Below are 20,976 nucleotides of genomic sequence, written 5' to 3' on the forward strand. Positions count from 1 at the left end.
GGAAACAGGAGGGCTAACCCAATCGAGCGACTGAACTGGCCGTAACGGTGATGACGAGCGTGTACCAACAAGCGCCGGTGGGCAACCTTTTAAATGTACCCACCGAATACAACAGTTTTTAGCCCACCAATCTCAAAACGCCACTACTCAGTCGACATTCAGGTCTTTGGGATTCAGTTGAAGAAAGGCATTCAGCTCTGCCGGCGTACCCAATACATGAACATCATCAACAGCAAGATCGGTAATGGATACTTTTCGACCTTCAGCAATTAACTGCCGATAAAGGGGCGCAATGTAGCGCTCCCCGCGAACCAGGTTTTGCGAGTCAGCAAAGAATCGTTCATATGCTTTCTCGTAGTCCTCAGCTCGTGAAAACCAGTATAAACCGATGGATGCGAAGTCTGAGATACGCTGCTTTTCAGCTAAATCCGTGGCCCATTGATCATCGCCCAGCTTGACGAAACTCCAATGCTCGCCTGGGACCTGGAAGCACGGAACCCATCCATCAGCTCCCTCACGGATAAATTCAGGCCGCAATGCATTGGGATTAACGTATGTATCAATATTATAAATCAGTAAAGGTTCATCAGGCCGACACAGTCCACGCGCCAGATAGGCGCTGGTTGCCTGACCATCAGTCACCTGACTGATCTCGATAACATGCACATCACGAAGTCCCAGTGCCTGACTCTGCTTTCGGACATACTCGGCAGAGTTATTTTCCTCCAGACAGACAAAAATCACTCGGCTATCTGGCGTAAGAAAATTCCGCAGAGAAAGCATCGACCAGTCAAACAGACTTTTGCCGTGCGCAGGAATTTCATACTTGGGTACCGTATAACCAGCCTCATAGAAGCGCGATCCGCGGCCGGCCATCGTAATAACAATATTCACCGACATTTCAGACTCCTATTCTTGTCCAAGCAATTTCTGGATTTCTTCTTCGGTCATATTGAGAAACTCGTCCGGGCGTACAGATCGATCATCAATATAGAAACCTTTTTTTCTCGGCCATGGCTTGCCAAAGAGGATCTCATCATAAGGCACCTCCCACTTGGCGAGCCATTCCAGAAGAACGGGAGCCGTATGTTTATTAATAAGCGCCAGATTGCCTTTGTAAGTATTCATATTACGCGCAGTAAAAAGCAGGACCCGATATCCCTTGGCCTGATATTCGCGCAACTTAACCAACATGGCTTGGTCGGGTATCAGATCGGCATAGGACTGATCCGCCGTTTTAATGCCACATAACGTGCCGTCGATATCGACGACCAATACGCCGTCAACGCCCTCAAACTCTTGATTCACTTTCAACCTCATTGAGAATGTGGTGAGCGTTCAGCAGGAAAGCTATCACCTTATTTGGATAATCTATGTGCAGCGGCAGCATCGATAAAAACAAGGATGCTTCGCCTAGTCGCATGACGCGAACGTCATGACCTGCAGCCCTGACTCGCTGAACAAAAATTGGCTTCAATACCGAGTGGTTGGTGTGCTTGAAACTCAAAAGCAACTGATTATTGTCGGTGAAACCGACATTGTAGAGACCATTGTTAATGAAGTCGTAATCCCCTAGCGCACTGTGCGAAACCTTGCACAGATCGTACAAGGGGTGCGTCCACAAACCCTCTTCCGTCAGCGCGCCCTTGGGATCAATCAGCTTTAGCAAATAGCGTTGCTGATCATAAAGCACGTTGGAGAAGCAAGGGTCACCGTGACCCACTACGCTGTGATCAAAGGCAAACCCTTTTTCGTAACGCTTGTAGAGCTTCACAAAACGCTCAAACTGAAGTGAAATATCCAGTTCGGAAGTAGCGCTGGCGGCCAGGCGATTGATCCGCTGCCCCTCCTCCATTGCCAGGAATTGCTTTACGCGCTTTTCAAGTTTATTGACGAACAGTTCACGAGCAATGGCCGCAGACTGCTCCTTCGTACAAACCTGTCTCGATCGCTCGGCGAGAAAGAACAGTAACCGATCGACAAAAGACGTGAACGTATCTTCCTCGAAGGCACCATGGACCCATTGCAGCGCAGTATCAGCCAGGTAATAACGCAGCATCTTGTAAGAGGCCCGATCGCCATCGTCTTGAAAATCAAATGGTTGTATCAGCCACGGCCGCATAGACTCGGGAGCTAACCCGTAAAAGGAATACTCCGCCAGCATCTTGGTTTTGTCGCTGGATCGCTTCGTATAATAATACGCATCGATCTGCATCTCGTTGAAGTGTCGAGTTGCTGTGGAACCGCTAGTGTAAGAAAGAAAATCGCGGATCTTGCCTAAATCCAACAACTCCACCGATTGTAGTCGCTGACTGCCCTGCCACGCCTTCTCCCAAGTATGAAGCGGAGCGGCCGCGAACGCCGACCATTGGTCAACCAAGGCATGGGCGTTGCGCAGAAATACCAACATCGGTTTGTACAACGAATCGGTAAAGTCTTCTTCCGCATAGGGCAAGCGTTCTATCAACTGAGTGAGACGCTCAGGTTGTGAAAAACCGGCACGGCCAGCGATGACGCAGACGGACGTATTTTCACTGCAAGCTTCCAGCGTCGAACGGAGCGCGACCAGATCATCGTCATTTTGCAATCGAATCAAATTCGAACGACTCCAGACAGGCAGCGCAGCGCAAAAATGCTCAATCAATGGCCGGCGCTTGAAGACAATATCACCGAATCGACGCGAACCAACCAAGCTGCGCACCTCACCAAAGGCGAACTCGCGATCATCGAGAATCAGCATTAGTTTGGCGTAAGGTTCAGACATCTCGGGTCCTCAAAATTTTGGAGCGCGCCGACAGCGAAACGACGAGCAAAAATACCAATGTTAGTGCCACCAGCCCAAGCGACTGATAGAGACCGAAAGCATTCGATACCCCACCGCCGCCCGGTAAACTCGCCAGCAACCCGGACGTGAAGAGTGCAGCGAGGTCCGGATCCCCGATCCCGAGCAGGTTGATAAACAGAGACAGTGCGAGGATCTCGACAGACCAGATAAGTACCGAGAGCAGTAGAAACGCGGAAATACGTCCCTCGACCGACCTATAGATCGCGACTTCAAGCCTACGAAGCACATGACTCGCACGTAGAAGAGTTAGCCCGCGTGGTGTATGACTGGTCAGCACAAGATGACGATTCAGGTATACGAAGACCTTTGCAACAGCAAAGAAGCCCAATAGGCTTAATCCGCTGGCCAATACAAACAGTACAAAGACCGTCCGCATTGCCGGTACCACTTGTACGTCAAAGATGTAAAGCCCGAGAATAAAGGTCGAGATTACGACTACATCCCCAAAGCGTTCCGCCAGCCACACCGCCAATGCTTTCTGCCGCTTCCCAAACACATGAAAGAAAGAGGCAAGACGTAAGATCTCACCCAACTTGAATGGCAGGAAACTACTTGGAAAGGCTGTCAGCGTATGTGCTGCAGACAGTGGAAACGCCTTACCGCGATCATCCAGCGTCAACAGCACCAAGCGCAGGATACGCAATATATGCGAACCAAGATAAAGTAGCGTAATACCTAATAGACCAGCCCATTGCGTCTCACGACCGAAACTCGCTATATCAGGCGCGCGCAGCCATAGCCAGCAACTCACCACGATCAGCAGCAGGCCAAAGTAAACCTTCAAGCTGTTACTCATTGGACGCTGAGCCTTGGCTATAGCGAATTTGCCCTGTGTAAGCATCAAATGCACGAGAGCGGAGCTCTTTGGAGATAAAACCACCACGTCGCAGGCCATATCCGGCTAGCAACCCGAGCACTTTGAAAGCTTGACGGAAGAGTCTGACGTTGGAAATCTGGTCGTCCTCTCTCCAGCTAATAGGGAAAAAACGCACCGTTTGCTTGCGATGATAGCTGGCCAGCAACATCACATAATTGAACGTCAGATCGTCAGGGAAGGACTTGTAGTAAAAATCGCGATACGCAGCCACGCGATAAAGGTTCAGTCCAGACCCCAAGTCGTAGATAGCACGAAACGTGACCATCGAAAACAGTGCGTTATACACACGATTACCGAAGGTGCGGAACCACGAATATCCTTTCAGCTGACTACCGCGCATGAACCGGGCGCCCAACAAGCAATCTGCGCCCTGATCCATCCCTGATTCCAGTTGCGGAATCAGGTCTCGAATGTCTGCCTGATCATCGCCATGCAGCACAACAATGTAATCAAACTCTTTTTCTACTGCGTAGCGAAAGGCAGCCTTGTGCGAGCCGCCTAAACCGTAGTTATCATCGTTGCACCAAGCGATGAAATTACAGTTCTTCAACACCAATTTACCGCGCTCGATGGCTGCGTCCAGAGTACCGTCAGGTGAACGGTTATCAACAACCATGACAGTATCGATCCTGGCCTGAACGCTTTCGTCAAATTGATCGATAACGCGAGTGATCTGCGCTTCGCAGCGGTACGCAGGGATAAAAACCAGGATTTTTGGATTAGTTTCAGACTTGGCCATCAGATTCAGCACTCATAAATTTTGCAAGAACGGTCATAAACAGGAAATTCGTCAACAAATTAACCGGGGTTACCATCAGCTTTGCCAGCACCGCCACCGGCAGCATGATTGCCTGATCAACCCCAAAATCTACCAGATTTACAACCACGACGGAAATAAGCAATGAATAGCCGAGAATCGACACCGCTTGATAGGCCCAGTAAATCGGCAGGAAAATATATTTATCGCGTCCCCCTCGGTTAAAAACCCGATTGAGCGCAACCACCCATACGTAAGTGACACCGACCATCGACGAAGCAAAATTCGCATAGCCTGGGGAGACATCGAGTATCTGGGTCAGCACTGTATAAGAAACCAGATCAAGAACCCATCCAACTCCGGAAACCAGCAGAAAACCTAGAAACAACTTCATTGTTCAGTTTTTCCAGCGCGCTGAAACTCGTCAAAAGAATAGAACTCTTTGCGCACGCTACCATCACCCGCCACCGAACGCCGGAGAAAAGGTATTTTCTCGGGAGGATTGAAATATGCCTCAAACCCTTCGGGCTTATACATTTTCACAACCCGACCATCGGCCTGCAAGCTCATACCAAATACCGGCCAGGTCCAATCCCAACGGTACTTATAAAGATAATCACGACCTTCCGATTGCAATTTCTCTCTTACCAACTCAGGTTGAACGATCGGCCCGGAACTAGCATTGAGCTCATTAAAGGCAGCCTCTTTGAAGTCCAGCCATTGAAGACTATTAGAAATCTGCCACATGGATGCAGACAGCAAACCGACCGACAGCGCGCCAATAGCCAAATACTGTGCACGCACATCTATATTGATTCTTGCCAGGACGAAAACAATCGATAACAGCATCCAACCAGATGAACCAAATGTCATCAGGAACCGGTAATTAAATTCTCTACGCGGGTCAGTCATAGTGAGATTTTGAATAGCAGAAGCGCCAAAGTATAAAACGTAAATCGACAATGACAAAAAGAGCAACAAAAACAAACCCGAAAGCAGCACACTTGTTTTCCTGACGCTGCGACTGGAGGCACCGTATAACATCGCCACAACGAGAAGAGCCGTTGTCAACAAGCTTATCCTCGTGTTGCCTAGCCACATTTCCTGGGGCATGGCAAAATCGATAAGTTGCAAAAAGGCGTTCGTTTGCTCACCCACTGGGTGAGTCATTTGCCAATAAATGACAAATAAAGCCTGAGCCAGACCCGCGAACCCGAGCATGTAAAGATGCCGTTTTTCACGAAGAATACTACCGCCAGCACCGAATCTAATAACTCCCACCGCGCCGATAAAAATCACCCCCCCCCAAAAAATCAAATTCTCATGCGCTCTGAAAAGAAGTAAAGAGACAAAAGAAATAACAACCCAGTCGTACCGTCGAATATCAATATTCAATAGCAAATAGTGCAGCAAGACCCACACCAACGCCAGAGATATGAAAGACTGATTAACTATGAAAATATCGGATGGAATTGCGCAAGTCACCAAGCTCGCGATAGAAAACAAAAAAACCCGATAGTTGTTTGCGCGCCGACTCAAAAAGAAACAATAGATGTAAGCGAGAAACGGCCCTAAAAACAAACTCGCACCAAACAGGATTTTTAGTACAACCAGACTTTCCACTCCAAGCTGAACAGCGACAGCAGACGGAAACTGGTTCAGAATGTTCGCGAAAAGCCTAACATGCTTTTCATCATCGGCAATTGGCCATCCGTGATTATGACTCAACAAGTCGACAAAGAAAAAAGACCCATCCGCATACAATGCTCGCTCAACATAAATAGCGTGACCAAGGTAGATTGCATAAACCACACAGGCTAACAGAGCAAGGGCTAACGCAAGCCATTTCAATGACCTCAGACCAAAACCGTTCCTATTCAAAAACCCGCTCCCTCAAGTGAAACCAAGACTTTACATTAGCGAAATTGGTGACCGACAAAAAACCATTTCTCGCAACAAAAACTGAAACTGCCACGTAAACTTCCGAGACCTCAAGATAACTGCAGCACTCATCGAAGGCCCTCATTCAGCAACTATGCGTATCTTGCCGAGAGACAAGGATATTCGCCTTTTAGAAGAGCACTCCTTTTTTTGAAAAAGTGGGGGGAACATCATGCCTGATAGCACAAATGCTCCCCCGCAATTCAAGTGGCAATCACTGAACGTTATGTCATAAGCTCGCCACAGATATTGATAAAGCGATCTCCAATGACAGACCAGTCATAGTCTTGTGTAATGCCCCGACCATTCTCGGCCAAAGTCGTACACAATGCAGGATCACTGATCAAGCGTTTGATAGCCTCCGCCAAAGATTCAGCGTCCGTCAATATTGCGTTAACACCATTGATGGCCATGTCATGGAAAGCTGCACAAGCATTGTTGGCAATAACAGGCTTACCGGCCAGCCACGCCTCCAGCAGTACGATGCCGAAGCTTTCGCTGCTACTCATGTTAACAAGCGACAAGCAGGACATGAGCGCCCCACGAACTACATTTCTCGGTTGCTTACCCAGATAGGTTGCATGCTGCGACAAAACAGGAATGCCATCATCGTCAGGGCCGATTAGCACAACGTGTAGATTCTGTCCTTGAGCATTGAGCTTTTCAACAGATGCGATTGTATCTTTATATCCCTTTGCACCTGATTTACGACCCAGTACCAATAGGAAAGGACGATCGCCAGAAAAAACGCTGCGAAATGCGTCAACATCATCCTGATGAAATACTTCCTTAGTATCAATTCCCGCTGGAAAATAACTTACATTAGCACCACGGCCGCGATAAAACTCGCACGCCGCGAGAGGTGAAGCCAATACCAGGTCAGCACTTTTCGCAGCAGCGTTAAGATCTGGGAAATGATAAAAATCATCGTCCAAATGGGCATGAGGTATTATCACCACTGGCACATCGTGACGCTTGGCAGCTTCAACAGCAACAATGGCTGGGCGAAATACGTGGTTATGCGTTATCACCAGGTCATATTTGCTTACCTGAGATTCTACGTAATGTTCAAGGCCTTCGGAAAACGGCCCACGCAGATCACTCAATTTAACATTCAATGAATCTCGAGTTCCCTCAGCAGCAACAGCCAGCACCTCAAAAGCTTTTTGTGCATCCACAGAGGCCAGGCTTACCAACGTCTGATTGGAAATATCGAGTTGCACACCGTCAAAATGCAGTGCGGTCATTATAAAAGCCAGTGGCCGCGGATCTTCTTGCTGGAAAGATCGAATGGATGTTGTGATCTCCATCTCACCCGCTGGAGCAAAGAATGACAATACGAATTGCCCTTCAACCTCTGATGTGAGGATGGCAACACCTTGATTATCAAGAACCGTGACGTACGCTTTTTTGTGAACAAACCCGTTAATACGTACTTCTGTGTTGTGCTCTACGTACAACCCGCATGTGGCATAAGCCCACCGAGAGGCAGTCAAGCCCTTACCTTCCGGCAAGGACCAACCCCATGTAAGACCGCTGCGATCAAAGCCGGCTTTAACGGAGTCCGAAACGATACGCTCGAATGAGGGCTGCAATTGCCACGCGCGTTCCAACTCCAACCTGGCTTGCTGATCTTCCGACTGTTCAATAGGAAAACGAGCAAATCTGACGTTGTGCATATTAATAAACGCACTGTCGTTAGAGTCAAAATAGTAGTTTTCCGAAAAACGATATCGACTGTGCATCGAACTCACTTCTGGAGCAACTACATCAATTTGAAACATATTACTTCGGCCGAGCGCCCGTAACAACTGCTCCATCATCATCTCTGCTCCGCCCATGGCAGGAGAGGTATAACGATAGGTTACAAAAAGCACACGCTTTTTGGGCACTGAAAGATTCTGCAAAGCATGAACATAATCCGCCGCAAGTGCCTGCATAGAGAGACACCTGTCAAATACCGACTGGCGCAGCTCCCTTAACATTGGTGAACGCAATTCCACATCGGAAAGTGCTGATAGTATCGCCTGGGGAAAACTCTCCAGCGCGACAACATCGATGTGATCTTGAATGACTTCAGGATATCCACGCTGCCCAAACACCGTCGTCACGACAAACAGTCCATTGGCGAGATAATCAGCCAACTTCACATTCGAACCGCTACCCGACATCATCGGGTTGATCGCTATTGAACACGCCTGCATGACCGCAGACTTTTCCGAATCATCCAAAACCCCCCACAAACGAACGTTTCGAGCGGATTTGGCACTTATGGAACTGCAAACCGAACCGATCAGATGGAACTCGACATCTGGACAGTTTGGAGCAATATGCTCCACAAGATAGTTTGCCGAGTCGACATTAGGCATGTGCGCGGAGCCCAGGAAAACTACCGATCGGGCAGAAATAGTGCCCTGTAACTGGCGCGCGTTTGCGGTATCAATCGGCGCCGCAGGGGCCGATCCATTGCGGACCACTATTGCCGGACCTGCTGTGCGTCGATTTCTCAGCAGAGAATCGGCATCCTCATCGGAAACAGCTACTGTTACCGCCGACAATTCAACGGCCTTACGCTCAAACTCTGCAACATCCGCGATCAAGGAATCCCGGAGAGGATGGTATTCAAACAAACGAGATTTCAGGCTCAATTCGTTATTCTGAGAGGAATAAACAAATCTGTCAGCATATGCGACGGGCAATCCGACCATGAATGGGTGTTCAATAACCACACTCTGAGAAAAACCTCTCAGGGTCTGGTAAAACCTCACCAAGAGCGGGTTGAGCGTGCAATGGCGACCAGCAACGATATCATCACAAGAGATATGCGATTGAGCATTAACATACTGAAGTTCGGCAACATGTTCCGCAGTTTTAGGAACCGCGATGACCAAGGTATTTTCATCATAACGATCAACACGCAAGAATCGATCGCTTGAAAAGCATAAAAACACAACTGTACTCGACTCCGAAACCGCAGCGTACAAGCCTCGTGTTCGCGTAGCACCACCACCAATTCCTGCAAAGGAATCGTAATCGTTCAATACTGTTACAAGTTTATTGGCGGAATGGGTCTTACTGCGCCCATGTACTTCTACTATCTTTTTGCTAGCCCTGTCGGCAATTGCATCCCACGTATAGTTAGCATTAACAAATGACAGCCCCGCCTCGCCCAAAGACGTTAGGCGCGCAGGCGTGCTCGCGGCATCACGAATAGCCTGGCCGAACGCCTCGAGAGAAGACACCAGGAAGTGTTCACCCTCCTTACCCGAAAGCCCTCGCACACCAAAGTCAGTTGACAGAACCGGCAGCCCTCTAGCCAAATATTCCAGCACTTTAATATTTGACCCACTGCCAGTAGACATAGGGTTCAACGCCAAATGGCTATTGCTCAACAACTCGTCTTTCAAGGCATCACTCACCCGGCCGTGGCGGATGACGTTTTTTGAGTACTTCCCTTCCGGGAGGCAGGTACCGAGAATATTGAATTGTACCTCTGGAACGAGTGGAGCAATGTCATTGGCAAGTGTTAGCGCAGCTTTCTGATTGGGCAAATGACCACTGCCCATGAAAACCGTAGAAAAAACCTTGTCCGAGCTATCTTTTGAGGAAATTGCTCTAACTGGTGTCATGCCGTTCGGAACAAACTCGCTCTCAAACTTAGCGTCTGGCGCCAATTCATGGAACGCGACCAGGTCGTCATCACCGCAATAAAAAACGAGGTCGGAGATCTCAAGTATCTTTTTTTCCAAGCCTTCAACGAGCTTCGGAATTTCATCCGACTCGGAATCGCTGTGCAACGAACTGTAAAGAACACTTTCGCAATTCTGAGAGTTGTAAACCCGTAGCTTACTATCGAAACCTGCAAAGACGTCATAATCGATAGTAAAAGGGAAGTCGTGGATAATAATATCCGCCGACGCATACTCTTCCAGATAAGCGTTGTGGAAGGCACCGGGAAACTTTGCACAGGCTGCAAGAGCAGGGCCAGATAGATCGCCCTTACCGGCAACCTTGGACAACGTGGCCCATACCTCATTGAACGCGTTATCTTTCGGAATTCTGCGCTCAATGAAGTTCACTCCATGAAACACACGCTCCTCTTGAGCGTCTTGATGAGTAGAACTCAACAACGTGACCTGGTGAGTGCGGCTCAGGGACCTATAAAAATTAAAAATCCTGGATTCACCACCGTTCGACACCGGTGTAAATGCTGGAAAAAAGCTAAATGCCAATATTTTTTTCAAAATAAATACTCAGTAGAAAAAAGACTCAAGCGGTGATTTCAGCTCATCGCCGTTCCCTTTTCTCTTCAACAGTGAAGTCTGTTGATGCGAGGGTGACGCGTCCACGGCGGTCATCGGCTGACTCGCAACGGAGTTCTGATTCTGCTGCATTCCCCAAGCCAGTCGTTTAAGCCGGGTTTTCAATACTGGGCGACGTGATAGAAAACCAACAGCCAAGCTCTTGATTCTTGGATTTGCGACTACTACTCGTATTAAACGAGAAATGGAAGATTTAAGCTGATGTTTAATTATCAGCGATGGGGAAGCCTTCAAGTTAATCCCTTGCCCTTTTATCAGCCTGCTCAACACCCGCAACGGCCTGGTCAGTCGCCACGAAGTACTTGTCAGCAGTTCATGTGTTTTCCTTTCAAACTCAGCCACCATTGCCCTGGATTCCAGCCTGGCTTGCTCGAGTTCGATATCCTTGTATACAAGCTTGCTTTCAAGCTCTGTAGCCTTAGCATTTGCCGACGCTACTTTTGCATCCGACGCAACGAGTGTGTCGGCGAGTTTGGCTTCAAGCCTTGAACGCTCAGACACAAGCTCTGAGCGCTTGACTATCAGTACTTTTTGCTCGTTATCTAGTTGTGCTCGCCTGGCTTCGAGATTTACCCTTTCTGCTTCAACCGCCATTTTCTCCGGTTCCAACTCTTCTACCTCTGCGCTAGGCACTAGAGGTTTTGCTTCCATGGCGGCATATTTTTCTTGCTCAGCACGTAATTGCTGCTGATAACCAACTCGGGCGTCCACCGCCCTCTGCTCGATGGCCAGAACCAATTCGCGAGCTCTTTCTGCATCTCGAATAAGATTGGAGTTGGCCTCAAGTTTAACATCCCGATGCCAAACTAGTGGCTCACTAGCGTTACGCAGCGCAATAATTTCATCGATCTCATGCTGCGATGTCCCTGAGAGCAGCAGCAGGCTGTGCGCTCGCTCTTCGATGCCCTGGAAAAACGCCCTGTCTTTTTCGCCGTAAACTGCCTGAGGAACAGAGCAATCAGAAAAATCAAGGCCGTCGACACCCTTATCTTCAAGCGCGGCCGTCACTTGCTTTCGATAATCCAGACTGTCGCTGAGGCGATCAATATTAATCTGCAAGTCAGTGTGTGTCAGACCTTCTTTCAATCCCAAGAACCACAGCACATAAAAGACAAGATAACTATTGTCCGGAGACAGGCAATTTTGAAAAAACCAGGAAAATTTCTCAAAAATATTTCCCTCGGCCAATCCCTTGAATCCGACTTCTTCAATCAGGCGAGTAATGATGTCTGGATGCTGGGTAGCATTGATACACATCTGAGTTGCATTATCGAAATAGTGGTCAACCTTGTATGACCACCACTGATCCCAGGGATTGCGCCAGAGATAGACATGACAGCCGCCCAAAGCTTTCTTTATCACACCAATGCGCGAACTTGTTCGACACTCCTGAATGAAGGGCCTGCCTTTGGCTAAAGCTACCAGGCCTGACAGATAAGGCACGCCAGCCTGCTCAGGTGTCGTGGTAAAATAACCATCGTAGATGCAGGACTCATCCAGCATGCTTATACATTCATCAGAGACGCTGTATAACTCGGAGTAATAGGCACCCTTCATATCCGGATGGCGTAGAACTTTAGCCAGATTGTCGTCTGCTGCGAGCATGCTTTCACGCTCGTTTCGTGCAGATAATACAAACTCGCTCATGGGTTCCTGATAACACCAGTACCCTGCTTTAGAGCGTCTGAAAACGCTGAAAATGTAAGTACTTCCTGCTCGAAATAAAGAATGAACGAATACAGGACTGCTTTTAAATTCGTTTAAAATGCTCATCCCTTACTCCATAGCAAGTTCAAATTTCGCCGGAACGTTTATAACTCCTGTTTTGGCGAAAGTACCCTCATCCGCGCGCACGCGAAACAGGACCACATCAATGCGACGGTGCAGAAACAACGCAACATCACCGGTATCGTCCCGCACCCCACAATTCACATAATAAGTGCCAGGTGCGAATGAATTGCCAAATTCAAACTTCAACAAAAGCTTCTCGCCAGCCGCAAAAGTCCTGCCTTTCACCTCCGGCATGTCCGCGGTGTCCATGCCAAACAGCGCGACACCGTCACGGGTTTTGACCATGAAGGCAAATGCGATCTGCGACACTTCTTCAGTAAAACGAACACGATATTTCAGTACCAGGCTATCGCTACTGCCGAACACATTGGCCGGTTGCCCTTGCGAACCTTCCATCCATATCGATTCGACCACCGCTCGTCCGTCGCCGTATGAAAGCTCACAACTACTCATCAAACTAGGATCAACAACTGCCTCGACGCTCTTTGCGGCTGGCAGAGTCTTCTTTCCACCGCCAAACAAGACTTGCTCGTATGTATCACAGACACTTTTTGCAGGACCAAAAGCGGCCATGGCTCCATGCTGAAGAAACAGTGCTTTGTCGCAAATCTTTTTTACCGTTTCAGTATCGTGTGTAACGAAAAGCAGGGTTGTGCCTTGCTCACGAAACTGTTCAATACGCCGGTAACACTTTCGCTGAAAAGCAACGTCCCCTACCGACAGCGCTTCATCGACGATGAGAATTTCCGGACGCACTGCCGTTGCAACGGCAAACGCCAACCTTACCTGCATACCGCTGGAGTACACACGCACGGGTTGATCAATATAATCACCGATGTCCGCGAACGCCTCGATTTCCATCATGTGATGGGAGACTTCCTCAAGGGAAAGTCCAAGGAGTTGACCAGCCATATAGGCGTTTTGTCTGCCAGTGAAGTCAGGGTGAAAGCCCATACCCAACTCAAGCAGCGCCGCCACTCGCCCATTGATGCTCACGCTTCCCATCGTCGGCTGGGTGGTCCCGGTAATCATCTTGAGCAGTGTGCTTTTTCCTGCTCCGTTTACGCCGATGATACCAACCGCCTCACCCGCACTTACCGAAAAACTGATGTCCTGCAACACCCACTTCAGGGTATGCCGAGGCTTGAGCCTGGGAATGATCCATTCAGCCAATCGCCCCCATCGCGTGCGATATTGTTTATAAGCCTTGCCCAAGCCAACAACCGAAATACTACCCATCAAAGTTCGTCCACTATTTCGCCCGCATGCTTGCGGAAAAAGCGCATCCCTACAACACACAAAAATACCGCCAGGGAGGTAATTGGCCACAAGGTCTCCCACTGCGGCCATTGACCGGAAACCAATACGCCCTGGAAGGCTGCCATGAGGCTGGTCATAGGGTTGTAATCGATAAACACGCGAAGTTCTTTAGAGAGTGCGGATATAGGATAGATGATGGGGGTCAGCCAAAACCAGAACGTAATAAAAATCCCGAAAAATTGCCCGACGTCCCTGAAGAACACATTGAGCACACCCAATGTAATCCCCAGCCCGATAGAAAAAAGAACCAGAATGAACAACAAGGGAAGCAGTGCAACAAACGCCAGCCCAGGGAAGTTATCGCTGATGATCAGGAAAGTGGTAAACAGACCAAATGTGATAATGAAGTTTATGCCGGCATTGGCTACTACAACGACTGGCAGACACAAACGAGGGAAGCTGATTTTCTTCAGCAAATTGGCATTATCAAGGAAAACGGTTTGGCTTCTACCTACAAGCTCCGCAAACAACCCCCATGTGAGTATCCCTGCGCAGAGATAAATGCTGTAACCAAAGGTACTGTCGATACCCGGCAACTTCGCTCTCATCACTTCAGAAAAAATCACCGTGTATACGACAATCATCGCCAAAGGGTTGAGTATTGTCCACAGCGCACCCAGCAAGGAGTTTCTGTATTTGGACTGAAATTCTCGTTTGACACTACCAGAGATAAACCCACGATAGTTCCAAAGCGCTTTAACCATAGAACTCATTGAGTTTCCCCCAAGAGCAATTCTTCCAGTCGCGACAACTGCAAAGAGAGAGCAGCCTGATCCCCACGCGTTTCAACGTTCAGTCGCAAGAGAGGCTCAGTATTGGAACCCCGTAGATTAAAACGCCAAGTACCGAAGTCCATGCTCAAGCCGTCAGTAGTGTCTACCGCAGGGCTCAGATGAAGATAGGCATTGCGAATTTTTTCAATCGTCGCCTGAACATTGGCGACGCGATAGTTGATCTCACCACTGCACGGAAAAGCGGAAATGCGCTCATCCACCAACTGAGCCAGACTCTTGCCGTTTGCCGACATCAACCCGGCCACCAACAACCACGGAATCATGCCGCTATCGCAGTATGCAAAATCGCGAAAGTAGTGATGGGCGCTCATCTCCCCGCCATACACTGCGTCTTCCTCGCGCATACGCTCCTTGATAAAGGCGTGACCGGTCTTACTCTGCACGGCGACACCACCGGCCTGATCAACCTGCTCAATAGTGTTCCAGGTCAAACGCGGATCGTGGATGATCTTGCTGCCCGGGTGCTTGCCGAGCAACATTTCAGCCAAAAGGCCAACCAGGTAATAGCCTTCGATAAAACGACCACCGGCATCGAAGAAGAAGCATCGATCGAAGTCGCCGTCCCAAGCTAATCCCATATCGCAACGATTCGCCAACAGAGCTTCGCGTGTGAGTTCGCGGTTCTCGGGTAACAGTGGATTGGGAACACCGTTTGGAAAGGTGCCATCAGGCTCTTCATTAATGAATACCCACTCCAGCGGCAGTCGCGCTGCCAGCGCCTGCAATACAGGACCGGCTGCTCCATTGCCTGGATCAGCAAGGACTTTCAGCGGTTTCAGAGCGCTGACGTCGACGTATGTCAGCAAATGGTCGATGTAGGCGCTCTTGTCGAATGCCTGTCGAACTGTGCCCTTTTCCTCAGCGGCACTGCCCAGATCACCCTGCTCCACGCGCTGGCGAATAGCATCAAGACCTGTGTCGCCACTGATCGGGCGAGACTGGGCCTTGACGAGCTTCATCCCGTTATAGCCCTTGGGGTTATGACTGGCGGTGATCATCACGCCGCCATCATCCTTGTAATGACTGGTCGCGAAGTAGACTTCCTCGGTGCCACACAGCCCGATATCAATCACATCGCCGCCAGCCTCGGTGATCCCTCGCATCAGTGCTCCTGCCAGGGATGGGCTTTCGAGCCTCATGTCCTGACCGACCACAAAAGTTTTCGCCTGCAATTCGGCCACCAGCGCGCGACCTATGCGATAGGAAATGTCTTCGTTCAGTTGAGCGGGAACTTGACCCCGAATGTCATAGGCTTTGAAACACTGCGTCACGATAGGAGAATGCATGCTACTCACATAACTGAAATGTCCGATGCCGCCCTGAGGCGGCAACGGCATGAATGGACCGCCAGAATTGAAGTCACTGGCGCATGAGCCCCGCCAGGGGCGGGGTTCGCTTCGGGTTCAGTATTTTATTTGTCTACGCGGCCGTAGTTGTCTTCAAAACGGACGATGTCGTCTTCACCCAGATAATCACCGCTCTGCACTTCGATCAGTACCAGATCGATAACACCCGGGTTCATCAGGCGATGTTGGTGACCTGCACGAATGAAGGTGGACTCATTGGTGTTCAGCATCAGCTCTTGCTGATCGTTCACCACGATTGCCATCCCGCTTACAACGATCCAATGCTCGCTTCTGTGGTGATGCATCTGCAATGACAGAGAAGCCTTAGGCTTGACTACAATGCGCTTGATCTTGAAACGCTCGCCATTTTCCAGCGTTGTGTAGGTGCCCCATGGGCGGTGCACCGTGCGGTGAAGCAAATGAACCGTATGGCTGCAGGCCTTCAGTTGATTGACAATATGCTTTACGTCTTGAGCGTGATCCTTGTGGGCAATCATCACCGCATCAGGCGTATCGATGACCAACAAATCTTCAACACCGACAAGCGCGGTCAACCGGCCTTCGCTGTTGACGTAGTTATTGCGAGAGCCATGAGACAGCACCTCGCCTTCAAAGCGGTTACCATTCTCGTCAGGCGCGGTCAGTTCACTCACCGCGTTCCAGGAACCGATATCGCTCCAGCCAATGTCGCAGGGAACAGTCGCGACTTTGGAAGAGCGCTCCATCAATGCGTAATCAATGGAAATGTCCGGGACCTTCGTAAACGCGTCTGCATCAAGCGCCAGGCAGCGGTATTTGGTAGAAGAGGTAAGACGCGAGCTTTCGATAGTCTTGCTCACCGCTTCGACTACGTCCGGAGCATGCTGACGAAGCTCTTCGAGGACAGTGCCCACCCGGAAACAGAACATCCCCGAGTTCCAGAAGTAATTTCCGGCACTGACGTAATTTTGGGCGGTTTCAAGATTTGGTTTCTCGACAAAGCGCGCTACCTTCAAGCCCCCCTTCAAAGGGGCATCTTTCTGCGCTTCGATGTAGCCAAAACCTGTCTCGGGGTACGTTGGCTGAATACCAAATGTCACCATCCAACCGTCGGCTGCCAGCGCCATGGCACTGGATACGGCCGCGGCGAAGGCCTTCTCATCTTTAATCAAGTGGTCAGCGGCCAGCACCAGCATCTGGGCATCGGGACCGTGGGTAGCTTCGAGTTGGAGTGCAGCGGCAGCAACTGCGGCCGCAGTATTGCGACCGAACGGTTCGAGAATGAAAGCCTGTGCATGCTTGGCCGTATTGACTGCTCCGTACTCATCTTCGGTCTTGAACAGGAGTTCTCGGTTTGTCACCGTAAGAACCTCCACAACACCCTCCAGGCGAGATGCGCGCAAAAAGGTCTTCTGAATCAGATTCTGACCATCTGGCAGATCCATGAACGGCTTTGGATGGGCCTCGCGAGATACCGGCCACAAACGGCTGCCTACTCCGCCAGATAAAATTACGGGAATCAGTTCCATGCTCTCAATCCTTAGTCCCCTCTCTGGTAGATACGTCCAGAAGCGGGCTTAGTTATATTTTTGGTCATTTATGCGTCCTGATAGACGCAAGATACTTGCTCCAAGCTGCCGCAAAATCAGCAACTCGGACTTAATTCAAAACCATTGGTTCAAGCCAGATCACGGCTGGTCATCGAACCCTGGTGGCAGCTTCAGGCTTTATAATTCTTACCTAAAAGCGGAAGCCTTCCCTTTCGGTGCAAGACGTGAGATCAGGTAATTTTGTCAATCATTCTACAGCTTGTTACAGGACATTAATAACCCCCTCCCGGCGGAAGGTAAAAAACCCTGAAACCAATAGCCGTTCAGCAAAGACAATAGCGAAACACCATCAACCATCACCTAAATTCAGTCAAATGGCGAAACACTCCGCAAGCGAAGCCCCCCCCCATCATCATGAGATCCAGCTAACACGAACCGGCCTCAGCCTTGACGCGCCGAAAAATCCAGAAGCTTCTCCAAATACTGCCCGTAACCGGTTTTATTGAGGCGATCAGCCTGAGCGCGCAACTCATTGGCATCAATCCACCCGTTACTGTATGCAATTTCCTCAAGACAGGCGACTTTCAGTCCTTGGCGCTTTTCGATGGTATGTACAAAGTGACTCGCCTCAAGCAGCGAGTCGTGAGTACCCGTATCAAGCCAAGCGAAGCCGCGCCCGAGCACTTCAACCTTGAGCGAGTCGCGCTCGAGATAGGCCAGATTGACATCAGTAATTTCCAACTCGCCGCGCGAGGACGGTTTGATATTCCGTGCAATCTCGACAACCTGATTATCGTAAAAGTACAGCCCTGTCACAGCGTAATTGGACTTAGGCTCCAGTGGCTTCTCTTCAATGCTCAAAGCACATCCGGCGGCGTCAAACTCAACCACACCGAAGCGCTCGGGATCAGATACGTGATAACCGAAGATCGTGGCACCCTGCTCCTGCAAACTGGCTGAGCGCAGATTGTCCGAAAAGTGCTGACCGTAGAAAATATTGTCCCCGAGGATCAAGCAGCAAGGGTCGCTACCAATGAACTCTTCACCAATGATGAAAGCCTGCGCCAGACCATCCGGACTTGGCTGCTCCGCGTAAGTCAGCTGGATGCCATACCGACTGCCATCACCCAGCAGTTTTCGAAAGCACGGCAAATCTTCAGGCGTGGAAATAATCAGAATTTCGCGCATCCCCGCCAACATCAGCACGGACAAGGGATAGAAGATCATCGGCTTGTCGTAGATCGGCAGCATCTGCTTGGACACGCCAAGGGTGAGCGGGTGCAGGCGAGTGCCCGAACCGCCGGCGAGGATGATGCCTTTGCGATTTGTGGAGGTCATTTATTGAGAACTTCCCTAAGCATTCGGGTTACACCACTTCGCCAATCCGGCAGGTGCACAGAAAAATTATCGCGCAGCTTCTGCGTATTCAAACGTGAGTTCAACGGGCGGCGCGCCGGTGTTGGATAGTCTTTGGTATCAATCGGATTGATGGCGGTGACAGCGAGCTCTTCACCGTGAGCCTTGGCAAAACCGATCACCAAGCTGGCGTAGTCATACCAGGACACTTCACCAGCAGCCGCCAGATGATAGAGCCCCGACAGCGTGGAGGGGCGACGTATTGCCTGCTGGATCGCCAGAGCGGTTACGTCCGCAATCAGGTCCGCACCGGTCGGGACGCCGATCTGGTCGGCAATCACCCCTAGCGATTCGCGATCCTTCGCCAGCCGTAACATGGTCTTGGCAAAGTTATCGCCGCGAGCACCGTAGACCCAGCTGGTTCGGAAGATCAGATGCTTGCAACCCGAGGCGGCAATTGCCTGCTCTCCAGCCAGCTTGCTGGCGCCGTAGTGGTTCACGGGAGCAACTGCGTCGGTTTCCATCCAAGGCGTCGAGCCTTCGCCACTGAATACGTAGTCGGTCGAATAGTGGATCAGCCAGGCATCCAGGGATGCCGCTTCCTCTGCCATGACCCGACTGGCCTCACCGTTCACACGATCGGCCAGTTCTTTATCTGACTCCGCTTTATCGACAGCAGTATAGGCTGCGGCGTTGACGATGACATCGGGGGATACCCGCCGGATCGTCGCACGCAATGCATCGAGGTCGGATAGGTCACCACTCAAACCATCGACCGAATGCCGGTCAAGCGCGACCAACTCTCCAAGTGGTGCGAGAGAGCGCTGCAGCTCCCAGCCGACCTGGCCATTTTTTCCCAGCAGGAGAATCTTCATGCCTTGTCCGAACGACCGCTGTAGTTCTGGTCAATCCATTGCTGATAGCTGCCGCTCTTCACATGAGCAACCCATTCAGTATTGGCGAGATACCATTCGACCGTCTTGCGGATGCCGGTTTCAAATGTCTCTTCCGGTATCCAGCCCAATTCACGTTGAATCTTGCTCGCATCAATGGCGTAGCGCTGATCGTGCCCCGGGCGATCCTGCACATAGGTGATCAAACTTGCGTGAGGACAGTGACCGGAATCCGGTCGCAATTCATCAAGCAGTGCACACAGGGCATGGATGACTTCGATGTTTTGTTTTTCGTTATGACCACCGATGTTGTAAGTCTCGCCGATCACGCCTTCGGTCACGACTTTGTACAATGCACGGGCATGATCTTCGACATAGAGCCAATCGCGAACCTGATTGCCCTTGCCGTAGACAGGCAATGCCTTGCCTTCCAGTGCATTGAGAATGATCAGCGGGATCAATTTCTCAGGGAAGTGACAAGGCCCGTAGTTATTCGAGCAGTTAGTAACCAGTGTCGGGAGGCCATAAGTGCGGGCCCAGGCACGAACCAGGTGATCGGAGCTGGCCTTGCTAGCCGAGTATGGCGAGCTTGGCTGATAAGGCGTGGTTTCGGTGAACAGATCTTCAGGACTTTCCAGATCACCATAAACTTCGTCGGTCGAAATATGATGGAAACGGAAGTTTGCTTTACGCGCATCATCCAGCGCCGCCCAATAGTGGCGCGCAGCTTCCAACAGTGTGTACGTTCCGATGATATTGGTCTGGATGAACTCGGACGGACCCGAGATCGATCGATCAACGTGGGACTCTGCGGCCAGATGCATGATCGCATCAGGCTGGTGCTCACGCAGAACACGATCGATCTGATCACGATCGCAAATGTCAACGCGCTCAAACACATAACGCGAGTCCTGACTGACTTGCGCCAACGACTCCAGATTACCGGCATAAGTCAGCTTATCGACGTTGACGACAGAGTCGGTGGTATTGGAGATGATGTGACGGATGACTGCCGAGCCGATAAACCCGGCGCCGCCGGTAACTAGGATTTTCACGCGAAACCATACCCTTGAGCTGCAGACGGCACCATCAACGAGCACCGTCTAATCCATGAATGCAGAAGCCATCAAATCCGAGGCTCCCGTCAGAGTCAGTCTGAATCGAACGCGCAATCAAGGCACTGTCGAACAAGGGCTGCATTTTAC

16 protein-coding genes are annotated in these 20,976 nt (G+C 50.3%); all 16 read right to left on the reverse strand.

Going from position 1 to position 20,976, the window contains the following annotated elements; translation table 11 throughout:
- Nucleotides 1-147: 147 nt before the first annotated feature.
- The 16 genes from AB4P97_RS14985 to rfbB all read right to left on the reverse strand — a co-directional run bounded on the left by AB4P97_RS14985 (nt 148) and on the right by rfbB (nt 20,826).
- The gene (locus AB4P97_RS14985) at nt 148-900 is read right to left on the reverse strand and encodes a glycosyltransferase family 2 protein (RefSeq protein WP_042560344.1); all 753 of its coding nucleotides are present in this window, start codon (nt 898-900) and stop codon (nt 148-150) included.
- A gap of 9 nt (nt 901-909) precedes the next feature.
- The gene (locus AB4P97_RS14990; RefSeq protein WP_235378418.1) at nt 910-1,308 is read right to left on the reverse strand and encodes a capsular biosynthesis protein; all 399 of its coding nucleotides are present in this window, start codon (nt 1,306-1,308) and stop codon (nt 910-912) included.
- Nucleotides 1,292-2,764, reverse strand: coding sequence for a hypothetical protein (locus AB4P97_RS14995; protein WP_395601280.1), 1,473 nt, complete (start codon nt 2,762-2,764; stop codon nt 1,292-1,294). The genes AB4P97_RS14990 and AB4P97_RS14995 overlap by 17 nt, the downstream gene beginning before the upstream one ends.
- On the reverse strand, nt 2,757-3,641 hold the full coding sequence (locus AB4P97_RS15000; protein ID WP_042560347.1) for a lysylphosphatidylglycerol synthase domain-containing protein: 885 nt from the start codon (nt 3,639-3,641) through the stop codon (nt 2,757-2,759). Before AB4P97_RS15000 ends, AB4P97_RS14995 begins: the two co-directional genes overlap by 8 nt.
- Nucleotides 3,634-4,461, reverse strand: a complete 828-nt coding sequence (locus AB4P97_RS15005; RefSeq protein WP_115147514.1) for a glycosyltransferase family 2 protein — start codon at nt 4,459-4,461, stop codon at nt 3,634-3,636. The genes AB4P97_RS15000 and AB4P97_RS15005 overlap by 8 nt, the downstream gene beginning before the upstream one ends.
- Nucleotides 4,448-4,873, reverse strand: coding sequence for a GtrA family protein (locus tag AB4P97_RS15010; protein WP_042560349.1), 426 nt, complete (start codon nt 4,871-4,873; stop codon nt 4,448-4,450). The genes AB4P97_RS15005 and AB4P97_RS15010 overlap by 14 nt, the downstream gene beginning before the upstream one ends.
- Nucleotides 4,870-6,360: a hypothetical protein gene (locus tag AB4P97_RS15015; RefSeq protein ID WP_395601281.1), complete on the reverse strand. Its 1,491-nt coding sequence runs from the start codon at nt 6,358-6,360 to the stop codon at nt 4,870-4,872. The genes AB4P97_RS15010 and AB4P97_RS15015 overlap by 4 nt, the downstream gene beginning before the upstream one ends.
- 284 nt (nt 6,361-6,644) lie before the next feature.
- Entirely contained in the window at nt 6,645-10,664 is a 4,020-nt protein-coding gene (locus AB4P97_RS15020; protein ID WP_115147511.1) for a glycosyltransferase, read from the reverse strand.
- Between the two features lie 9 nt (nt 10,665-10,673).
- Nucleotides 10,674-12,515, reverse strand: coding sequence for a hypothetical protein (locus tag AB4P97_RS15025; protein ID WP_395601282.1), 1,842 nt, complete (start codon nt 12,513-12,515; stop codon nt 10,674-10,676).
- Between the two features lie 3 nt (nt 12,516-12,518).
- Nucleotides 12,519-13,772 carry an ABC transporter ATP-binding protein gene (locus AB4P97_RS15030; protein WP_042560353.1) on the reverse strand — a complete coding sequence of 418 codons (1,254 nt, stop codon included), beginning with the start codon at nt 13,770-13,772 and terminating at the stop codon, nt 12,519-12,521.
- Nucleotides 13,772-14,566, reverse strand: coding sequence for an ABC transporter permease (locus AB4P97_RS15035; RefSeq protein ID WP_042560354.1), 795 nt, complete (start codon nt 14,564-14,566; stop codon nt 13,772-13,774). Before AB4P97_RS15035 ends, AB4P97_RS15030 begins: the two co-directional genes overlap by 1 nt.
- Nucleotides 14,563-15,933 carry a phosphomannomutase gene (locus AB4P97_RS15040; RefSeq protein WP_395602946.1) on the reverse strand — a complete coding sequence of 457 codons (1,371 nt, stop codon included), beginning with the start codon at nt 15,931-15,933 and terminating at the stop codon, nt 14,563-14,565. The genes AB4P97_RS15035 and AB4P97_RS15040 overlap by 4 nt, the downstream gene beginning before the upstream one ends.
- A gap of 125 nt (nt 15,934-16,058) precedes the next feature.
- Nucleotides 16,059-17,501, reverse strand: a complete 1,443-nt coding sequence (locus tag AB4P97_RS15045) for a mannose-1-phosphate guanylyltransferase/mannose-6-phosphate isomerase (protein WP_042560355.1) — start codon at nt 17,499-17,501, stop codon at nt 16,059-16,061.
- A 462-nt stretch (nt 17,502-17,963) separates the two neighbouring features.
- Nucleotides 17,964-18,860, reverse strand: a complete 897-nt coding sequence (gene rfbA / locus AB4P97_RS15050) for a glucose-1-phosphate thymidylyltransferase RfbA (protein ID WP_042560356.1) — start codon at nt 18,858-18,860, stop codon at nt 17,964-17,966.
- The gene (gene rfbD, locus AB4P97_RS15055; RefSeq protein ID WP_395601283.1) at nt 18,857-19,753 is read right to left on the reverse strand and encodes a dTDP-4-dehydrorhamnose reductase; all 897 of its coding nucleotides are present in this window, start codon (nt 19,751-19,753) and stop codon (nt 18,857-18,859) included. The genes rfbA and rfbD overlap by 4 nt, the downstream gene beginning before the upstream one ends.
- Nucleotides 19,750-20,826, reverse strand: a complete 1,077-nt coding sequence (rfbB, locus tag AB4P97_RS15060; protein WP_200892978.1) for a dTDP-glucose 4,6-dehydratase — start codon at nt 20,824-20,826, stop codon at nt 19,750-19,752. Before rfbB ends, rfbD begins: the two co-directional genes overlap by 4 nt.
- Nucleotides 20,827-20,976: the final 150 nt, after the last annotated feature.

The sequence above is a fragment of the Pseudomonas sp. A1230 genome (assembly GCF_044218825.1).
Taxonomy (GTDB): domain Bacteria; phylum Pseudomonadota; class Gammaproteobacteria; order Pseudomonadales; family Pseudomonadaceae; genus Aquipseudomonas; species Aquipseudomonas iridis.

Excerpts from the sequence above, each read along its gene's own strand:
- rfbA (WP_042560356.1), bottom strand. The coding sequence starts at position 18,860 with ATGACCTCCACAAATCGCAAAGGCATCATCCTCGCCGGCGGTTCGGGC.
- AB4P97_RS14995 (WP_395601280.1), bottom strand. The coding sequence starts at position 2,764 with ATGTCTGAACCTTACGCCAAACTAATGCTGATTCTCGATGATCGCGAG.
- AB4P97_RS15035 (WP_042560354.1), bottom strand. The coding sequence starts at position 14,566 with ATGAGTTCTATGGTTAAAGCGCTTTGGAACTATCGTGGGTTTATCTCT.
- AB4P97_RS15030 (WP_042560353.1), bottom strand. The coding sequence starts at position 13,772 with ATGGGTAGTATTTCGGTTGTTGGCTTGGGCAAGGCTTATAAACAATAT.
- AB4P97_RS15045 (WP_042560355.1), bottom strand. The coding sequence starts at position 17,501 with ATGGAACTGATTCCCGTAATTTTATCTGGCGGAGTAGGCAGCCGTTTG.
- AB4P97_RS15010 (WP_042560349.1), bottom strand. The coding sequence starts at position 4,873 with ATGAAGTTGTTTCTAGGTTTTCTGCTGGTTTCCGGAGTTGGATGGGTT.
- AB4P97_RS15005 (WP_115147514.1), bottom strand. The coding sequence starts at position 4,461 with ATGGCCAAGTCTGAAACTAATCCAAAAATCCTGGTTTTTATCCCTGCG.
- AB4P97_RS14985 (WP_042560344.1), bottom strand. The coding sequence starts at position 900 with ATGTCGGTGAATATTGTTATTACGATGGCCGGCCGCGGATCGCGCTTC.
- AB4P97_RS15025 (WP_395601282.1), bottom strand. The coding sequence starts at position 12,515 with ATGAGCATTTTAAACGAATTTAAAAGCAGTCCTGTATTCGTTCATTCT.
- AB4P97_RS15000 (WP_042560347.1), bottom strand. The coding sequence starts at position 3,641 with ATGAGTAACAGCTTGAAGGTTTACTTTGGCCTGCTGCTGATCGTGGTG.
- rfbD (WP_395601283.1), bottom strand. The coding sequence starts at position 19,753 with ATGAAGATTCTCCTGCTGGGAAAAAATGGCCAGGTCGGCTGGGAGCTG.
- AB4P97_RS15040 (WP_395602946.1), bottom strand. The coding sequence starts at position 15,933 with ATGCATTCTCCTATCGTGACGCAGTGTTTCAAAGCCTATGACATTCGG.